This is a genomic window from Enterovibrio norvegicus FF-33 (assembly GCF_000286835.2).
Taxonomy (GTDB): Bacteria; Pseudomonadota; Gammaproteobacteria; order Enterobacterales; family Vibrionaceae; genus Enterovibrio; species Enterovibrio norvegicus_A.
In genome coordinates, this window is sequence record NZ_AJYD02000038.1 from 2948247 (window position 1) to 2965931 (window position 17685).

Below are 17685 nucleotides of genomic sequence, written 5' to 3' on the forward strand. Positions count from 1 at the left end.
GATTGCGATAATTCATTGTTCAAAGCTCGTTACGTGAATAGGTAAAGGTGATGGAAGTTGCGTTGATGAGTGGCATTGATTAGAAGCGATATTGAAAACCAAGGTTAAGTGCGCTCAACCCCACGTTGTCGTTGTTGGATCCGCTGCTCGGCACATTGATAAATTCAAATGTTACTGCGGTTTCACTGCTTAAGGCGTAATGCATACCCAAGCCAAAGCTGGCGCCACTGCCACTTACTGTGCCAGCCATGGCATTATCAATGTCGGTGGCGACGTAACCTGCCAATGCATACATGGCAATTTGGTTAGTCACGGGAATGTTCCCTTTCACGTACGCGGACGCCACACTGTTTACGGCCATACCATCAGTGCGCTGTAGTGATGTACCGTATCGGCCTTCTAGCGCAAGGTAGTCATTGAAAAAGTAGCCCGCTTGCGCTTGCAGCAATATGGGCGTCGCTTCTTGAATGGCGGCATCGCTTGATGGGCGCGACTCAACGTTGGCATAGCTCACCATTGCACCCGCATATAAATCAGCAACAGCTTGTGGCGCGGTGAATACCGCCAACATCGTGGCTGCTACGTTGGAAAATATAACTCTGTTCACCTTACTTACCTCAAACATGTCGCTGTGATACACAACAGCTTTATTGCCATTAACGCACTGACCGTCGCGTTTCACTTACGCTACCGCCCTTGGGTGTCGTTCCCAAAGTACGCAAAAATTCAAAATGTACTGCTAGATGTACTGCCAAGAGAGCCGAACTCTGGTCGGTTCAACCTCTGGGCTCAACCTCTGTGATAGGTGCGATATACGCACTCACTTCACTCGCGCTGTTGCCATTTTTGGGCAACAGGTATCATCACACCTAGACGCACAACCCAACAGTGACCCTTTTGACTTCAAAATGAGGCAGGAGTGTATCATTTAAGGTATATCGAGATTAATCCAAAACTTGTTATTTTTAGACCAAGTGTCTCTTATTTGAGCGATAAATATTAACTCGCTGAGTTTTCGAACAATTAGCGAGTGATTAACCAGACACCCCTTGTTTAAATTGCGATTCACTTCTCGCTATCGATCCAATCAAGAAATATCCATTTACAATTTAAGAGGTAAAAACACTCAATTGACCTACGTTCTGAACAACCCCGTTATTAAGAAGTTCCACTTCGCCTTCACCGCAAACGGTTAAACGAACAGCAGGCTTAGGTTCATTCACGTAGTATTCGCACTCAGGGGTACTCGCGCCGTTAATACTACTGTAAACAACCACTTGACTACCTGAAAAGCCGTTACTAACAAAAACAAAATGGTCGTTTGACGGCGACACACGTACTTTTTCTTCAACGCCGTTACTCCACACGATAACGCCATTGGCTTGAATCGCAGGTTGCGGAACAGCGCAAGCAGAAAGCACACTGATGCTGATAAAGAAGGGAAAGAGATGTCGATAGTTCACGGTAATACTCCAAACACCATAAAAACTGGCGAGAAGTGTACGATTTTAATGCCACTGACTCAAAATCTATTAATAAGCTCTTTATTTGAGATTTATTTCTCATTTAATGTTCATTTAAATGCCCAACAATCTGATTATTTGTTTACTTAACTTCTATTACTGTTTAGCATTTTAGCAGCCTGTCTGACTTTCAAAGCAGGCGTAACATTTATATAACGGAGTTATTCATGAAAAAATCAGTAATTGCAGCTGTTGCTGCGATGATGATGGCAGCTGCGCCAGCAATGGCCGCTGAAGAAGCAGCATCTACTGGCGGTTCAGCTGGCGGTGCAACCGCTTCAACTGCCGCTGTTGGCGGTGTATCTGCTACTGCTGTAGCAATTGGTGCAGCTGTTGTTGCTGTTGCTGTTGTTGCGGTTGATGCAGGCAACAACGACACTGCAACAACGACTTCAACGTCTGTAACCACTCAAGGTTAATCAGCACGTTGTAATAAAAAACCGAACGGTGAATGCTGTTCGGTTTTCTTTGTTTTTAAGCCCATAATTTTGCTATTGCGACTGATAGCTACTGTTCCCTGTTGAGATCGCGTTGTCGTGCTATGAAGAATAAGTTAATTAGCCTAAAGGCCGCCGCGCTGATAGGTGCAGTAAGCCTACTTTCTGGCTGCAGTCAGAAATTTGAAGATGTGCAAGACACCATGTCTCTTGCTTTATTTGGCCATGACGATGTTGTTCTCTCGCCAGAAAAGATTGAAGACCTCCCCTACGCCAGCCTTTACGCCAAAACGGATACCAGTGGCCAATCTTTCATGGTGCTGGGTTACGCGTCGCCAAGTGTTTCTAACTTGCCGCGCCCCGAGCAAAGTGTTCAGCTGAAATGGCTGTCTGCAAACAATGAAATGCTGGTGACAGAGTTTGGGCGCATTGTCAAAACCGTGAACCTCATCGGTGGCAATTTAACCGCAAGTTATTCCCTTGATGCCGACCCTTTAGCGCTTGGGTTATTAAACAACGCGACCCCTTATGCCTGGCGTCGTAAAGTGGATTTTCAGCCGGGTTATCATTCTGGCTATACCTTGGAATCTCGCTTTGAATTGCAAGGCGAAAACACTGTGATGGTAAACGAGAAGCCCGTATCTACCCTCCATTTCATCGAATATGTTCACGCCCCAGAGCTGAATCAACGCTTTGAAAATGAATACTGGCTTCACCCTGTTTCTGGCGACGTTATTGCCAGTAAACAAACCCCTGCACCCGGTATGGCGAGCATTGAGTTAACCATTCTGAAGCCCTTTGCAGGAGTGAAACGCTAATATGACTATTTCCTCATTCATTAACCGCGCGGCTAAGCAAAGCCATGCCGTTATCGCTACCATTATTCTGGTTGTTTTTTCGCAAAGTGCTTTCGCAGAGCAAACCGTGTTGACGGTGACGACTGGCGACAGTGCAAAAAAAACCTATTCAGTGACATTTAATGGCTCCCCTCGCGTTTCTCAAGTGGTAGAGCAAGGCCGCTCTCTTGTTACTAAAAATGGCCAAAACATGTTGGCGCACAGCACGGATGTTATTTACTGGCAAGGTGCGGGTTTGTTTAACAACTCGCTGTCTGATGGCACAAGTGCACTTTATGATGGCGTAACTCGCCAGTTATCAGCGCTCACTGAGCACTGGCAAGGTGATGATGAAAAACGCGCTGCCGTGCAGTCGCTTTCTGAATTTCTTGCTGCATCCACCTTCAAAAATCGCATTGACGTTGAATTAGATCACGACTTTTATCTTGCGGGCAGCAAGGTTAACCCGTTGGTTCAGGGTGGTTTAACGCTGTTGCTTCCCCCTCGTCAGAATCATGTTTGGGTGATCGGCGCCGTGGCGCAATCTACAGATACTGATTTTTCCCCAAGCCGAGCAACCGACGATTATCTGACACCGCTAGACACGCTCAATCTTTTTGGAATAAATAACGTTTCTGTGGTTCAGCCTGATGGCGTGTTAGAAACGCACAAGGTTGCTTATTGGAACGAAGTTCCGAAGAACGTTGCACCGGGTGCCATTATTTTTGTGCCTTATCAAGGTTTGCCTTCTGCGCTGAAATCGCTTAATGGCGATATTCCTCGTCTTCTTCAACATCGGGTTATGTAACCATGCATCGTCGTATTTTTAAGTTCTCTTCGCTTTCTCTGGCATTGATGCATGCCTTGCCTGTAGCTGCGAATGATCTCGATTTCACGCCATTTAAACCCACACAAAGTGATTTTGGTGGCGTTGGCTTAATGCAAATGCCAACGGGCCGTGTCGCGCCGGAAGGGGAATTTTCGCTAGGCGTTACCATGAATGACGATTACCGTCATTACCATACGTCTCTTCAGTTAATGCCTTGGCTAGAGGCCACGATTCGCTACACCCAAGTGCCTGATTTATTGTATAGCGGTGATGATAGCTTCAGTGGTGACACGTACTACACCGACAAGGGCATTGATGTAAAACTGCGCTTGTGGGAAGAAAGCTATTGGCTACCTGAAACCTCTATCGGCATGCGTGACATTGGCGGTACTGGCTTGTTTGATGGTGAGTATATTGCAGCCAGCAAGCATGTCGGCCCTTTTGATTTCACAGCGGGTATTGGATGGGGTTACATCGGTAATAGTGCCAACCTAAAAGGCGATACTAGCTTAGGTTATGACTGTGGGCGTGATACTTCTTACAAAGGCAAGGGTGGCAGTGTTGATTTCGCCCGTTGGTTTACGGGGTGCGCATCTGTTTTTGGTGGTGTTGAATACCAAACCCCATGGCAGCCGCTTCGCTTAAAAGTCGAGTACGACGCCAATAACTATAAGAGCGATTTCATTGTTACGCGCTCTGACAAACCAATGCCGCAAGATTCGTCATTCAACTACGGCATGGTGTACACCTTTGGTGATTGGGGCGACATTCGCGCCAGTTATGAGCGCGGCAATACTTGGACACTTGGCTTCACGCTGAAAACCAACTTTAATTCATTGTCGCAAAGCTGGGTAGATACGCCGACACCGGCTTATGCGCCAAAGCCTCAGACAGATGCGGCTGACATTGATTGGCAGCGCGTCGCACAGGATCTAGACACGGTAGCGGGTTATCGCGACGCGAAAATCTATGCCGACAATGAATCTGTCACCGTTGTTGGGTCGCAAGGCAAGTACCGTGACCGCGAGTTGGCGCATGAAAAAGGCGCAATGATTCTGGCGAACACAGGAACGTCAGCGTCGACGTTTAACTTGGTAGAGCAGCAAGCTAACCAGACGACAACCCAAACCACCATTGATGCGGCTGCGTATCGCAAGGTGGCGAATCAAGAATATGTGGGGGCAAAGGTCTCAGACACGACAACGCTGGTTAACCCAAATTCGCCACGCGGCATGCTACAGACTGATACCAGTGAACCTTGGTCTGTCAGTTTCTCCCCTAACCTTCAACAATCGATTGGTGGTTCAGAAGATTTCTACCTGTTCAACATTGGTGTGAGTGGTGGTGCGAGCTATTGGCTGACGGACAACATCGAGGTTGGTGGCAGCGTTTACGTTAACCTTTACGATAACTACGACAAATTCAAATATGACGTACCACCTGATGGCACTGATCTAAAACGTGTTCGTACTTTGGTTCGCCAGTATATTTCGGACAACCCTGTTCGTGTGAGCAATCTTCAGTTAACGGCGTTCGATAAGTTCGGCGACAGTGTTTATGTACAAGGTTACGGCGGCTATCTTGAAACCATGTTTGCGGGTGTCGGCGGCGAAGTGCTTTATCGCCCACTGAAGAGCAACTGGGCATTCGGGATGGATGTGAACTATGTGGCGCAGCGCGACCCGAATTCTGAGTTTGGCATTTTCACGGAAGAGCGCCATTATGACCCAACAACAGGCCGTTACTACAATGTTCAGACCGGTACGCCAACGGGGCATTTCACGACGTATTACCGCCCTGAGTGGAGCTGGTTTGATGATTTGCTGATCAAAGCGAGTGTGGGTCAATATTTAGCGGAAGATAAAGGCGTAACACTGGATGTGTCGAAGCAATTCGACAGTGGTGTGATTGCGGGCGCTTACATGGCGAAAACCAACCTGTCGGCGGAGCAATTCGGCGAAGGGAGCTTTAACAAGGGCTTCTATATTTCTATTCCGTTTGACATTTTCACGGTGAAACCAAGTGCCAACCGTGCCTTGATCGGCTGGACACCTTTGTCTCGCGATGGCGGTCAAATGCTGAGTCGTAAGTACAGCTTGTACAGCATGACTGACGCGCGTTATCCAAATTCTGAGTTTACGAACAAGTAATTAACGTAAATAACCACACTGACCAGAAAAAAAATGGCGCTCGATTGAGCGCCATTTTCTATTGGTCTACGGCTAACGTAACTTTTTCTGCTAATCCCTTCTGCCGTATCAATTCGCCTAACGCCTGTTGGGCTTTTTGATCGCCGTGAACAATTCTGATTTCTTTGGGTTTGGTTTCTATGTCTTCAATGAACGCGAGGAGATCGTTTCTGTCTGCGTGCGCGGAATAGCCTGACATGGTATGTATGTGAGCGTTTACTTCGATGTGTTCGCCTGAAATTTCGACTTTCTTCATTCCCTGCTGTATGTCTCGTCCCAATGTGCCTCGCGCCTGATAACCTGCAAGAATCACATCGGTTCTTGAGTCAGGAAGCAGCGCTTGAAGGTAATTGAGGATTCGGCCTCCGTTACACATGCCGCTGGCGGCAATCACGATTGCAGGTTCTCCCGTTTGTTTTAGGCGGTTCACCAAGCCGATATGATCACCGTGAGTATTGATGGTAATGCATTGATCAAAAGCGAGCGGGTGTCGCCCTGATTCCAACGTGGTTTTGGCTTCTTGGCTCCACAATTTTTTGAAGGCACGGTATTGCTCTGTCACTTTCGCTGCCATGGGAGAATCGAGAATCACGGGGATGGTTGACCAAGCACGCTTTTCATCTTCGGTAAGTGACTTAGCAATCATGTTTTCTATATCGAATAGCAGCTCTTGTGTTCGCCCAACGCTAAAAGCCGGAATAATAACCACACCACCGTCAAGCAGGGACCGATTGATTAATGTTTTTAAGCGTTCGGTTCGCGAAGCAATCGATTCGTGCGTTTTGTCTCCGTAAGTACTTTCGATGACCAATACATCAGCGCGCTCTGGTGATTTGGGATCGGGCAGTAACGGGGTGTTGCTTGGTCCAAGGTCGCCAGAGAACACCAAAACCTGCTCATCCGGTAATTTCACTTCAATGTAGGAAGAACCCAAAATGTGCCCCGCCGGTTGAAAGCGAATATCGGCGGTTGTCCCGTACGCGTTAGCGACGCTCGTCCAAGTGCCATATTCTATTGGCTGTGTGAGGCAACGGATCAGGTTCAAAATGCGCTTTCGCTGCCTCGCTTTCATTCCTAACTGCAAACGAAGCCCATCATCAAGCATCATCGGCATCAGTTTGGCTGTGGCTTCCGTACAGTATATAGGTGCGCGAAAACCTGCCGCTAATAGCCAAGGTATTCTGCCGATGTGGTCGATATGGGTGTGAGTGACAAGTAACGCATCGATATCTTTAACGGGAAAATCGATATTAAGCGGTTTGGTTTCATCGCCCTGAAATAGCCCGCAATCAATGAGCAGCTTACCGTGATGGGTGTCGAGTTGGTGGCATGAGCCAGTGACGCCCGTTTTTGCGCCATGATGGGTGATGTGGTAGGTGTTTGGGTAGATAGTTTGCATGGTATTCACTCCCAGGTGATGAGACTGGAAATATTGTCACTCAGTGAAGAGTAACCATGTGAAAAATATTTGTTAGAAGGGAATAAAAACGAGTTTTGAACGCACCTCCGATCAGCCGTTTCAACGAAGGTGCGACAAAGTTAACGATGGACATCGCTAACGGATTCGTTCGCCACACGTTGCCGTGTAGGTTATTAGCTTTTGATGCGGTCGCCAGAGCCACTGCCCGTGACAGTTTGGATAATGTAGGTGAAGTAGTTCTTCACGGACAGGGTTTGGATCATTCGTTGATCCCAATCAGCGAGTTTTTGCGGCGTCGACATGTCAATGTCATTGACCTGAGCAAGACCTGTCACACCCGGAAGCACATCAAACACGCCTTTAGCTTGTCGCGCTTTTATCAATTCTTCTTGGTTGAATAAGCAAGGGCGAGGGCCGACTAAGCTCATCTCCCCCTTCACAACATTAATCAACTGCGGCAACTCATCCAACTTGGTTTTGCGCAGAAACGCACCAAACTTGGTGACTGAAGAAGCACTGGCTAGGTGCGTCGCCACAGACGCGGTGTCGGGTGCCATGGTGCGAAACTTAATCAGCGTGAAAGGCTTTTGATTTTTGCCCACGCGTGTTTGGCAAAAAATGGGGGATTTTGTATCGAAGTAGCCAACCACGGTGACGAATAATAGCACCGGCCATAAAAACAAGAGGCCGAAGAAGGCGAAAAGAAAGTCGAGGAGTCTAATCACTATGGAGTTCTCTCTAGTTTTATCACTTGGTGGGGTTTAATGCGTTTAGATACGCATCAACCGTATTGGCAATTCCCTGTTCAAAACTAACAGGCGGTATCCAATCTAGCGATTCTATCGTATCTGAAATATCCACCTGAAGGTTACCACACAAGCGATTGGCAATATCCGATTTTCCTAGTGTGTTCGCCACGAAATGGATAGCGCGTTCAGGTATGGGTAGTAGTCGATTTGGCTTTTTCATGCTCTTGGCGATTTGTTTTAGCAGCCTTGTGGTAGAAACATCATCGTTATCTGAAACCAGAAAGGTCTTTCCTGCGGCGTTTGGATGTGTGCAGCAGGTTATTATCAATGATACTAGGTTATCAATATAAACAAGGCTTCTGTGGTTGTTGATTGCACCGAGTGGCAACGGGATGCCTCTGCGCACGATATTCATCATGGATTGAAAATTAGCTTTTACTCCCTCGCCATACACGAGCGGCGGGCGAATAATAACGACTTCCAGCCCCGTCTGTTCGGCGATCGCTTTCAAACCTATTTCTGCTTCGTATTTACTTAAGCCGTAGGAGTCACTTGGCGGTTGTGAAACGTCAGGAACGAACGCTTGTTCAGGGGAGGTCTGTTCGCCATTCACTTTAATGGAGCTGATAAAAACAAAACGTTTAACGCCGGCGTCAGCCGCCTGACGGGCAAGATTCAACGTCCCGAATCTATTTGTCTCCCGATAGGCTTGAAGAACGTCGGCACCACTTTTTGCCTCTTTCATTTGATGAACACGAGCAGCGCAATGTACGATGCAGTCGATATCTTGGAGATGCGCAGACCAATCCGTGTTGGTTTGAATATCGCTGACAATGGTATCGTCAGTCTTCAATGCTAGATCTCTGACTTGCTTCTTCACGCCCCAGTTTTCGTGTTTGGCAGCGCTTGATACGCGACGGCCAACAAAGCCATTTGCGCCTGTGACGAGTAACTTCACCCTAATTCCTGCATTTATTGGTGTTCATGCCAATATTCTACCACCCAACACTGGCGAGTCGCACTAAAGGTACTTACAATGGGGCCATAACGAATAAATACATGTTTTAGTTCGCCCAATTGTTGCTGCCAACGTCTACGAGAGTTACCAAAAACCTAATGTTTACGCCGATCCAACTGCTTCTCAGTGCACATCGTAAGAACAAGCGAATCATCAGTGTCATCTACGATATTTTCGCTGTGACTCTTTCGCTCTACTTCGCCATGGCGCTGCGCCTAGATACTCTGATTTTCCACATTGGGACAGAAGAATTTCTTTGCCTAATGGTGACATGCGCAGTGACGATTTTCAGTTTTGTCAAACTGGGCATGTATCGTGCCATTCTTCGGTATATGATGATGCCTGCGATAGGAAATATCTTCATTGCTGTCATCATCTCGGCAGTCACTCTGGCTATAAGCGGCTTTTTCTTTCAAGCGTTTGTGCCAAGGAGTGTGCCTTTCATATACGCAGGCCTAGCAATACTGACGCTTGGTGCGCCACGCATTTTCATTCGTACCATTTACTATCACTACTACCGTAGAAAAAAACCCAATGTATTTATCTATGGTGCTGGTTCAACGGGACGCGATCTTGCCTACGCACTGATACAAGGCGGCGAATATCACCCTGTGGCATTTTTGGATGATGACCCCAAAAAAGCAGGGCAAATATTGACTGGTGTAAGAATTCACCCAGCGTCGGAATTTGGTAACCTTCTCTCGTTGTACCAACCTGTAAAGCTGCTACTTGCCATCAACAACATTAGCAAGGGCGATCGCTTAAGGCTTGTTGATGAATTGTCTCATTGGCCGATTGAGGTGCAATCTGTTCCTTCTGTTGAAGATATAGCTGCTGGCAAGGCAAGTGTTACCGATATTAAAGATTTGGATATTGCCGACCTTCTCGGAAGAGAACCTGTTTCTCCCGATGTGGAGCTACTGCAAAAAAACATTGCTGGTAAAAGCGTTTTGGTAACTGGCGCTGGTGGGTCTATCGGCTCTGAACTATGCAGACAAATTCTTGCTCAGCACCCAAAAACGCTAGTTCTGTTTGAACTAAACGAATACAACCTTTATGCCATTCATCAAGAACTCGAAACGGCAAGAAACAACCTCGGGTTAAACACTGTTTTGGTTGCCGCTTTAGGCTCAGTACAAAAAGAGAACCGATTAACCAAGCTAATGACAGCGCACCAAGTCGAATCTGTATACCATTCTGCAGCTTATAAGCACGTTCCGCTTGTCGAAGACAACGTGATTGAAGGCATTCGAAATAACGTTTTTGGCACACTCGCATGTGCGAATGCTGCGATTGCAACAGGCGTTAAAAACTTCACGCTGATCTCTACCGATAAAGCCGTACGCCCTACCAACATTATGGGCGCAAGCAAACGAATGGCTGAATTAGTGCTTCAGGCCCTTGCTGATCGTGGCACTGAGACAAGTTTCACCATGGTTCGCTTTGGCAATGTATTGGGATCTTCTGGCTCTGTTGTCCCCCTCTTCAAAAAACAAATTCGTAAAGGTGGGCCAGTAACCGTTACCCACCCAGAAATTACACGCTATTTCATGCTCATCCCAGAAGCTGCTCAGTTGGTTATTCAAGCAGGTGCAATGGGACACAACGGACAGGTGTTTGTTTTAGATATGGGCGATCCAGTGAAAATCGTTGACCTTGCGAAGCGCATGATCAAACTGATGGGGATGAAGAGCTATCTCTCAGATAACGGTGAAACCGATGCAGATGGCGACATAGAGATCCGTTTTACAGGGTTAAGGCCAGGCGAAAAGCTTTATGAAGAGTTGCTGATTGGGGATAACGTGGAAGGTACGAGCCATCAAAAGATCATGACGGCTTGTGAAGCCAAATTAGGCTGGAAGGAAATGGAAGCACTAATCAGTGAACTAGACGTTTGTTGCCATAATTTTGATACCGACTGTATCAAACGAATATTGCTGGAAGCCCCTACTGGGTATAAGCCGAATGAGGTAGTTTGCTAATGGCTCTATTCATTTCAGTCATCAATCACTCACATGATGAGATGATATGCGCTAGCGACACACTTAAGACATTAGCAAAGCACCATACGGTTGTTGTCCGCTCTAACACGTTTCCCTCAGAGAGCCTCGTCGCTTATACAAGTAATGCTGGAATTGAACTGATTGTTGGCGAAAAGCCAATGGGTTTTGGCGCCAACAACAATGCGGTATATCGATTTTGCAAAGAAAAGCTCAACATTCAGCCTAACGATTATTTTTTGGTATTGAACCCTGATGTTGATATCTGGCCAGAGAGCATTGAAAAGTTACTTGACTTGGCAAAAACCTACGAGTCCGATATCTCTGCTATCAACCTATACAAAGATGCCCAATTCACAGAGTATGATAACTCTATCAGGTATTACCATAAGCTGTTGTCACCAATTAAATCGCTTCTAGGCTACAAAAGAACGGATATCTATAATAAAGACGACATCAAAGAGCCTATTACTATCGAGTGGGCTGCTGGATCGTTCTTGCTCTTTAAAAGTGAATCGTATGAAAAGCTAAAGGGCTTTGATGAAAAGTATTTTATGTATTTTGAAGATGCGGATATTTGCAGAAGAGCAAATGAGACTGGGATGAATGTTATGTATTTTCCTTCTGTAAGAGCTGTTCATTATGCGTCTCATCAGAATAGAAAGTTCATGTCGAAGCATTTTATTTGGTATGCGAGTAGTTTGTGGCGATATCATTTCAAGAATCAATTGGCACATTAACTCTTTCCTAACGGCAAGAAGCTATATCTGATATAGCTTCTTGCTTAACTGCTAGCGATTGCTAGTATTTTGACGCAATCGCGTCTGCTATTCGCTGCGAAGCCAACCCGTCTCCATAAGGATTGTGAGCAAAGCTCATCAGCCGATATGCTTCTACATCATTCAACAATGTAGATACTTGATCGACGATCAAGCTAACATCCGTACCGACCAACTTCACAGTTCCGGCCTCTAGTGCTTCTGGTCGTTCAGTTGTATTTCGCATTACTAGAACCGGCTTACCAAGAGAAGGGGCTTCTTCTTGGATGCCACCAGAATCAGTAAGAATGATGGTTGAGCGGTTCATCAGATATACGAATGGAAGATAGTCCAAAGGTTCTATCAAGTGGACATTATTCTTTCCTGATAAATAGCGATTAACTGGCTCTCTGACATTTGGGTTCAAATGTACAGGATAGACAAACTCAACGTTAGGGTACTTAGTAGAGAGAATCGAGATAGATTCACAAATTCGCTCGAATCCTCCACCAAAACTCTCCCTTCTATGGCCAGTGATAAGTACTACCTTGTTATCTGGATTCAAGAAATTAAACTGGCTTTCTAGTTCATCACCAAGATCATGATTAACTTCAAGTTTCTCCTTGACCATCAATAGAGAATCAATCACAGTGTTGCCGGTGACAATTATGTCATCTGCACATACACTTTCACGAAGCAAGTTGTCTTGAGATGTCTCTGTCGGCGCAAAATGCAGACTAGCTAAACAGCCCGTGACTTTGCGATTGCCTTCTTCCGGCCAAGGCGAATATATATTGTTCGTTCGAAGACCAGCCTCTACGTGACCAACTTTTATCTGCTGATAATATGCCGCTAGAGTGGTGGCAAGCGTTGTAGCTGTATCACCATGCACAAGTACATAATCAGGCTTGAATTCAGCCAATACTTCACGGAGCCCCTGCAAGATAGCAGTAGTCACATCGGTAAGATCCTGACCTGGCTTCATTATATTGAGATCATAATCCGGAACAATGTCGAACAGTTCCAATACTTGATCCAACATTTGCCTGTGTTGACCAGTGACACATACCTGCCCTTCAAATCTAGGATCATTTTTTATAGCTTCTACTACAGGAGCCATTTTGATTGCTTCTGGGCGAGTCCCAAAAACGGATAATACTTTTATTTTGTTCACTGATTAACCTTTAATACTGGTTTAATTGGACACGTTAAAAGTGTAACAATTCATTTTGGGAAATATTGCCGACCTTGCAAAGCTACTAACAGTCTTTTCAACTAAATGCCAAGAAAGAAAAGACAGCACCATTGTAAGAAAAACTACAAACAACAGGTAGTAATAGAAGCCAAGCTCAGAAAAGAATATATAAGATAGTTGAGATACTGGGTATGCGTACAGGTAAAAACCATATGAATAATCGTTTTTTAAATTAAAATCAAGATACCTTCTCAAAACATAGCCAGAAGAAATTACCAGATAAGAAAGCAACATTGAAATCACAATTGATGGCCACTCAAACCTATACTTAACAACGAGTATAGATGTGATAACAACAAGTATAGGAGAAACAGGGATAAACTTTCTGTTCACATACAAAAAACACCCCAAAAGAAAGTAAAACAATAATGAAACAGAACCAGGTACAGGGAAAATTACGCTGTAAAAATCAGGGAACTTGAAGTTTACAAATACAGTAATAAAAAGAAATGAGTTAAACACAGACTTCCTTTTTGTTAACCCTAACATTACTATTAAAAGCGCTACAACATATGCTCTAACTTCAACTGGCAGCGTCCACAAAGATCCGTTAATAGCTTTGTCTGGATTATTTTCAAACACGCCGGCGATAGTGAACTTCAGAGTGTCTAAAATTGAATTTATTTTCAAGTACTCCTTTGCTTCAATAGTAAAAACAAATGAGATCCAGTTTAAATCCATTGCTATTGGAATAATGAAAACAATTGTTGTAAAATTACACAAGATTAATGCAGGGTATATACGGATAAATCTAGCAAGTATATATTGTGGGAAACTTCTGTCCATTGCACTTTTTATTATAAAAAATCCACTAATAGTGAAAAAAATATAGACGGCAAATGTTCCGGTGTAAACACCAGTCCGTTGCGTAAATGGGTCTGCCCCTAAACCATATATGTGATATGAGTGAGCATATAGAACTAAAAAAGAAGCTAAAAACCTAAATATTATAAACAAGTCTTTTTTGCTATCCACAGCATCTGACAAACTTGAATTATGGAAAAACAACATCAATCTATGTCTAATATTCACCATCATTGCCCTCAATCAAAAAAACGCGTCCTTTAGTATCCAAGGATAGATTACACTTAGGACGTTCTACTAATTCCGAGTCTAGTTCTCCCTCAAAGTACACGTTGTTGTCAATTTTCACATCGTCAATATAGCCTCGAAAAGCTATGGCCCTAACCGCAACCCAGGAAGTACTGCCAGCCTCAGGCTTGATAACATAAGAACACTTCTTATTACCACCTTTGATAACGGAGTAAAGTGTGCCCACAAAATTATTTTGATACGAACCGGTAGAAACGTAGTTTACTTGAACTTTAATGCCATGCATGGCAAGAAGAACAAAGAAAATCATACTTGCGAATCTCTTTCGTTTATTTTCAAAGAAAAGAAAAGATATACCAAATGCAGTAACAAACCCAGAAGCATATATATAGTGGGGCAAACTCATGTCTAAAATAAGAATGGGGACGGCAGTGACAAAGTAACAGCCAAAATATAAGAAGTATTTAAGTTTATCTTGCTTGCAAAGCATTAAAACAAGCAAGAAATGTATACAAAAAGCTGTAATCAACTCAGATAAAGAATGTTGTAAAAACAAACCATGAAGTTCAACATTGTTAATCAAGAAAGGGTAAATGAAATATTCAAGCATTCTAATGGGTATATTGGAAAAAGCAGCGCCATAGCCCCCACCATCACTAGGAAATAGAAATTTAAACCTTATTGTGATGTAGAACAGGAAGATTATTGTACTCAGTAGGAAAATTATAATGTCAGATTTATTTATAAATATTCTAAAATCACTACGTTCTTTGTATGTAGCATACACTACATATATAAATAGAACGCCAGGGTACACCACCGCCGTTTCCTTAAACATCAAGGCTAATATGAAAAATAACAGAGACAAGGCAATTAAAGGAAAATTTAGACTATCCAACCGCCGGTTTGTTTGATGTATCATTAACGAAACAATACAACACATAAACCAAAACACATCTGCCATTGTACCTATCCAACCATTAACAAAGGCTATGGTAGGCATAATTGTTGAAATCACAGCAGTAAGGACGGCTAACTTACTATCCACTTCTCTTTTTAAGAAAAAATATACCAGTACTGTGTTTGTCAAACCAAATAAAACGATCAAAAAATGATATAACTGAGGCAACTCGTATAAATAATAAGATGTTATTAACCAAGAATTAAAGTTGAGAGGTCTATAGTGGAACTCATTATAGTGGAAAATGTTATAAAAACTAATGTCTGACAATGAGTTACCTGATGTAGCTTTGATCCCCCATGAAATTTCATCATGGCTAAAATAGCCAGGATTCATTATCAACCCTAAACTCATAATTAGACCAGCGATAAAAATCAAACTTACCCTTTTCCAATCACTCATCATTTTTACCTGGGTTATTAATTTTCTCTCTAATAATAAACTTCGGCCTATGCTTACTTTCCATATAAATACGGCCAAGATATTCGCCCAAAACACCTATTCCAATCAACTGGATACCACCCAAAAACAGTATCGCTACCATAATAGATGGGTATCCAGCAACAGTATTTCCAAAAAAAAATTTAGATGTTACAAGCTTAACAGCATAAAGCATAGAAACGGATGAAATAAACAACCCTAAATATGTCCATATCTTTAGAGGCACAGTACTAAATGATGTGATACCTTCAACAGCCAAATTCCATAATTTCCACCCATTAAACTTTGTGTCACCTGCAACACGCTCTTCTCTTCTATATGTGATAATTGAAGCTTTATATCCAACCCAAGAAAGAACACCTTTCATAAACAACTGAGTCTCAGGTAGTTGTTTGATCGAATTTACGACATCCCTTTTCATTAGCCGAAAATCACCAACGTTGGGTTCAATTTTCACATCTGAAATCAAATTGTGTATCTTATAAAAAATTTCAGCAGTTTTCCTTTTCAAAAAATCATCAGACGAACGATCATTTCTTTTTGCAAGAACAACATCATATCCTTCATTCATTCTTTCATACATAGCTTCGATTAAATGAATAGGATCTTGCAGATCTACATCAATTGGAACAACCACATCACCTTCTGCATTTTCTAGCCCCGCAAATAACGCAGCTTCCTTACCAAAGTTCCTAGAGAAATTCAATAGCACTACATTTGGGTCATCACTAATTAGCGCATTTATAATTTTTTCGGTATTATCTGTACTTCCATCATTAATAAATATTAACTCAACATCTTTTCTTGACAAGAAACCATCATTTCTGACGGTCTTATAAAATATTGGGATAGCATCTTCTTCATTGAAGACTGGAACAACTAAAGATATCTTCACTATTTCCCCCTGAAAAATCAATCCTCACAAACTAATTAGGTCCATGCAAATGAAACATTCCCATACTTACTATTTCAGATCTAAATTTAAAACACTCAATGCAACACAACTAATTACAGCAAGCATAATCATAAAGTTTTACTGAAAAGCTGGATGAGACTAAAGTTAATGAAGGTACAACCGAACAATAGATGCCTCCATTTATATTTACATCAACAGATTGGTTGGCTACATTTAGGCAAAAAGCATTTTCCCAAAAACGTTATAAAACCTGTCATCCCAAGTAATTGAACCACCTTGTTGTGGTGTTAGCCCTTCCTTGAACTGATTGAAACTGACTGCTTTCCCACTATCAATTCTAAATCTCATCTCACCAAACTCTGTCGAGATTACATTCAGACCTGCTGCCACATATTCGTAGTACTTTACTGGATCGACTGAATTCGTTAGTTCATTTATCTTGAAGGGAATTAAGCCAAAATCAAAAGAAGCCAGCAATTTTGGTAGTTCACTATGCTGCACAGCCTTTCTTAATTCTATATTTGAAGGCAACTTAGGGATGCTTTTTGCGTAATTTGGACCAACAATTACAACTTTATCCTTTGGATTATCTATGGCCAGAGATATCACGCTACCCCAGTCAAACCATTCAGCAATACTCCCTACATATCCAAACGTTCTGGGACTTGATGATCTTAAATGTCTCTCATGTGCCAGTGATTGACACTGGCTTTGAAACTCATCATCACACGCATTTAAAACAAGTTCAGACTGTTTAGCCAGAGAACCATATTTTGCTTGAAGATTATGGGATGAGAAAAAGCACTTATCTGCGCTTTGAATAACTATACGATTAAGTTTATCCATACTTCTTGCGGATATCCCTTGAAAGAACTGAGGGAAATCATCCATAACGTCAAAGATAACTGTCCTAAACTTCAACCCAACCATTACCTTTAAAGATAAACGGCTCGGTTTACCAATCACTAAAACAGTATCTGCACCACCCAGAGAATAATCATGAATGCGTCTTAAAGCATCGGATACCATTTTTCGATTAACAAAATCATAAACTTTCCCCAGCGGTTCAACCGGAATACAGCTTAGTTTTAAGAGCTCTATTTCTTCCGGCTTATAGAAACTATCGGCTTCGACAGAGAACAACTTAGTTTGAAGGTCATTCAGTTGTGGAAGTCTGGATGGCGTTGGCTCGACCCACAACACAGAGCTGAAGCCACTTCGAAGAGCAGCTTTGGCAAAGAAATGAGGACGCTGTGCGACGCTATTCCAAGGCACCGGTGATATATACACTAAATGCATT

The 17685-nt window shown here is 43.3% G+C and carries 16 protein-coding genes; 6 read left to right on the top strand and 10 right to left on the bottom strand.

The window, feature by feature from the left end:
• Positions 1–79: 79 nt before the first annotated feature.
• Together A1OO_RS21100 and A1OO_RS21105 are read right to left on the bottom strand one after the other, a co-directional pair.
• Positions 80–607, bottom strand: coding sequence for an outer membrane beta-barrel protein (locus tag A1OO_RS21100; RefSeq protein ID WP_241819218.1), 528 nt, complete (start codon positions 605–607; stop codon positions 80–82).
• A 502-nt stretch (positions 608–1109) separates the two neighbouring features.
• Positions 1110–1463, bottom strand: a complete 354-nt coding sequence (locus tag A1OO_RS21105) for a hypothetical protein (RefSeq protein ID WP_017004354.1) — start codon at positions 1461–1463, stop codon at positions 1110–1112.
• A gap of 227 nt (positions 1464–1690) precedes the next feature.
• On the opposite strand from A1OO_RS21105, the gene A1OO_RS21110 reads away from it, so the two are divergent.
• The 4 genes from A1OO_RS21110 to A1OO_RS21125 all read left to right on the top strand — a co-directional run bounded on the left by A1OO_RS21110 (position 1691) and on the right by A1OO_RS21125 (position 5775).
• Positions 1691–1942, top strand: coding sequence for a hypothetical protein (locus tag A1OO_RS21110; RefSeq protein ID WP_017004355.1), 252 nt, complete (start codon positions 1691–1693; stop codon positions 1940–1942).
• Positions 1943–2064: 122 nt separating this feature from the next.
• Positions 2065–2778 (top strand): YjbF family lipoprotein, encoded by a 714-nt coding sequence (locus A1OO_RS21115; RefSeq protein WP_017004356.1) that lies wholly within the window; start codon positions 2065–2067, stop codon positions 2776–2778.
• 1 nt (position 2779) lies between these two features.
• Entirely contained in the window at positions 2780–3604 is an 825-nt protein-coding gene (locus tag A1OO_RS21120) for a capsule biosynthesis GfcC family protein (protein ID WP_017004357.1), read from the top strand.
• Between the two features lie 2 nt (positions 3605–3606).
• A complete protein-coding gene (locus A1OO_RS21125; protein WP_017004358.1) occupies positions 3607–5775 on the top strand; it encodes a YjbH domain-containing protein in 2169 nt (722 codons plus the stop codon).
• A 58-nt stretch (positions 5776–5833) separates the two neighbouring features.
• Here the strand turns inward: A1OO_RS21125 and A1OO_RS21130 are convergent, their stop codons facing one another.
• The 3 genes from A1OO_RS21130 to A1OO_RS21140 form a co-directional block, all read right to left on the bottom strand.
• Positions 5834–7213 (bottom strand): MBL fold metallo-hydrolase RNA specificity domain-containing protein, encoded by a 1380-nt coding sequence (locus A1OO_RS21130; protein WP_017004359.1) that lies wholly within the window; start codon positions 7211–7213, stop codon positions 5834–5836.
• A 194-nt stretch (positions 7214–7407) separates the two neighbouring features.
• On the bottom strand, positions 7408–7962 hold the full coding sequence (locus A1OO_RS21135; RefSeq protein ID WP_026023981.1) for a sugar transferase: 555 nt from the start codon (positions 7960–7962) through the stop codon (positions 7408–7410).
• A gap of 19 nt (positions 7963–7981) precedes the next feature.
• A complete protein-coding gene (locus A1OO_RS21140) occupies positions 7982–8941 on the bottom strand; it encodes a UDP-glucose 4-epimerase family protein (protein WP_017004361.1) in 960 nt (319 codons plus the stop codon).
• Positions 8942–9099: 158 nt separating this feature from the next.
• Between A1OO_RS21140 and A1OO_RS21145 the strand changes: the two genes are divergently transcribed.
• Positions 9100–10983, top strand: a complete 1884-nt coding sequence (locus tag A1OO_RS21145) for a polysaccharide biosynthesis protein (RefSeq protein WP_017004362.1) — start codon at positions 9100–9102, stop codon at positions 10981–10983.
• The gene (locus A1OO_RS21150; RefSeq protein ID WP_017004363.1) at positions 10983–11741 is read left to right on the top strand and encodes a glycosyltransferase; all 759 of its coding nucleotides are present in this window, start codon (positions 10983–10985) and stop codon (positions 11739–11741) included. The genes A1OO_RS21145 and A1OO_RS21150 overlap by 1 nt, the downstream gene beginning before the upstream one ends.
• A gap of 61 nt (positions 11742–11802) precedes the next feature.
• On the opposite strand, the gene wecB is transcribed toward A1OO_RS21150, so the two are convergent.
• The 5 genes from wecB to A1OO_RS21175 all read right to left on the bottom strand — a co-directional run bounded on the left by wecB (position 11803) and on the right by A1OO_RS21175 (position 17684).
• Positions 11803–12933 carry a non-hydrolyzing UDP-N-acetylglucosamine 2-epimerase gene (wecB, locus tag A1OO_RS21155; RefSeq protein WP_017004364.1) on the bottom strand — a complete coding sequence of 377 codons (1131 nt, stop codon included), beginning with the start codon at positions 12931–12933 and terminating at the stop codon, positions 11803–11805.
• A 21-nt stretch (positions 12934–12954) separates the two neighbouring features.
• Positions 12955–14052, bottom strand: coding sequence for an acyltransferase family protein (locus A1OO_RS21160; protein ID WP_139128082.1), 1098 nt, complete (start codon positions 14050–14052; stop codon positions 12955–12957).
• Complete coding sequence (locus tag A1OO_RS21165; RefSeq protein ID WP_017004366.1) at positions 14036–15430, bottom strand: hypothetical protein; 1395 nt, start codon at positions 15428–15430, stop codon at positions 14036–14038. Before A1OO_RS21165 ends, A1OO_RS21160 begins: the two co-directional genes overlap by 17 nt.
• Positions 15423–16364, bottom strand: coding sequence for a glycosyltransferase family 2 protein (locus A1OO_RS21170; protein ID WP_026023982.1), 942 nt, complete (start codon positions 16362–16364; stop codon positions 15423–15425). Before A1OO_RS21170 ends, A1OO_RS21165 begins: the two co-directional genes overlap by 8 nt.
• Before the next feature lie 234 nt (positions 16365–16598).
• Positions 16599–17684: a hypothetical protein gene (locus A1OO_RS21175; protein WP_017004368.1), complete on the bottom strand. Its 1086-nt coding sequence runs from the start codon at positions 17682–17684 to the stop codon at positions 16599–16601.
• Position 17685: the final 1 nt, after the last annotated feature.

Coding starts and splice junctions, on each gene's coding strand:
- A1OO_RS21175 (WP_017004368.1), bottom strand. CDS start 17,684: ATGCATTTAGTGTATATATCACCGGTGCCTTGGAATAGCGTCGCACAG.
- A1OO_RS21120 (WP_017004357.1), top strand. CDS start 2,780: ATGACTATTTCCTCATTCATTAACCGCGCGGCTAAGCAAAGCCATGCC.
- A1OO_RS21160 (WP_139128082.1), bottom strand. CDS start 14,052: ATGATGGTGAATATTAGACATAGATTGATGTTGTTTTTCCATAATTCA.
- A1OO_RS21115 (WP_017004356.1), top strand. CDS start 2,065: ATGAAGAATAAGTTAATTAGCCTAAAGGCCGCCGCGCTGATAGGTGCA.
- A1OO_RS21130 (WP_017004359.1), bottom strand. CDS start 7,213: ATGCAAACTATCTACCCAAACACCTACCACATCACCCATCATGGCGCA.
- A1OO_RS21110 (WP_017004355.1), top strand. CDS start 1,691: ATGAAAAAATCAGTAATTGCAGCTGTTGCTGCGATGATGATGGCAGCT.
- A1OO_RS21145 (WP_017004362.1), top strand. CDS start 9,100: ATGTTTACGCCGATCCAACTGCTTCTCAGTGCACATCGTAAGAACAAG.
- A1OO_RS21125 (WP_017004358.1), top strand. CDS start 3,607: ATGCATCGTCGTATTTTTAAGTTCTCTTCGCTTTCTCTGGCATTGATG.
- A1OO_RS21165 (WP_017004366.1), bottom strand. CDS start 15,430: ATGAGTGATTGGAAAAGGGTAAGTTTGATTTTTATCGCTGGTCTAATT.
- A1OO_RS21150 (WP_017004363.1), top strand. CDS start 10,983: ATGGCTCTATTCATTTCAGTCATCAATCACTCACATGATGAGATGATA.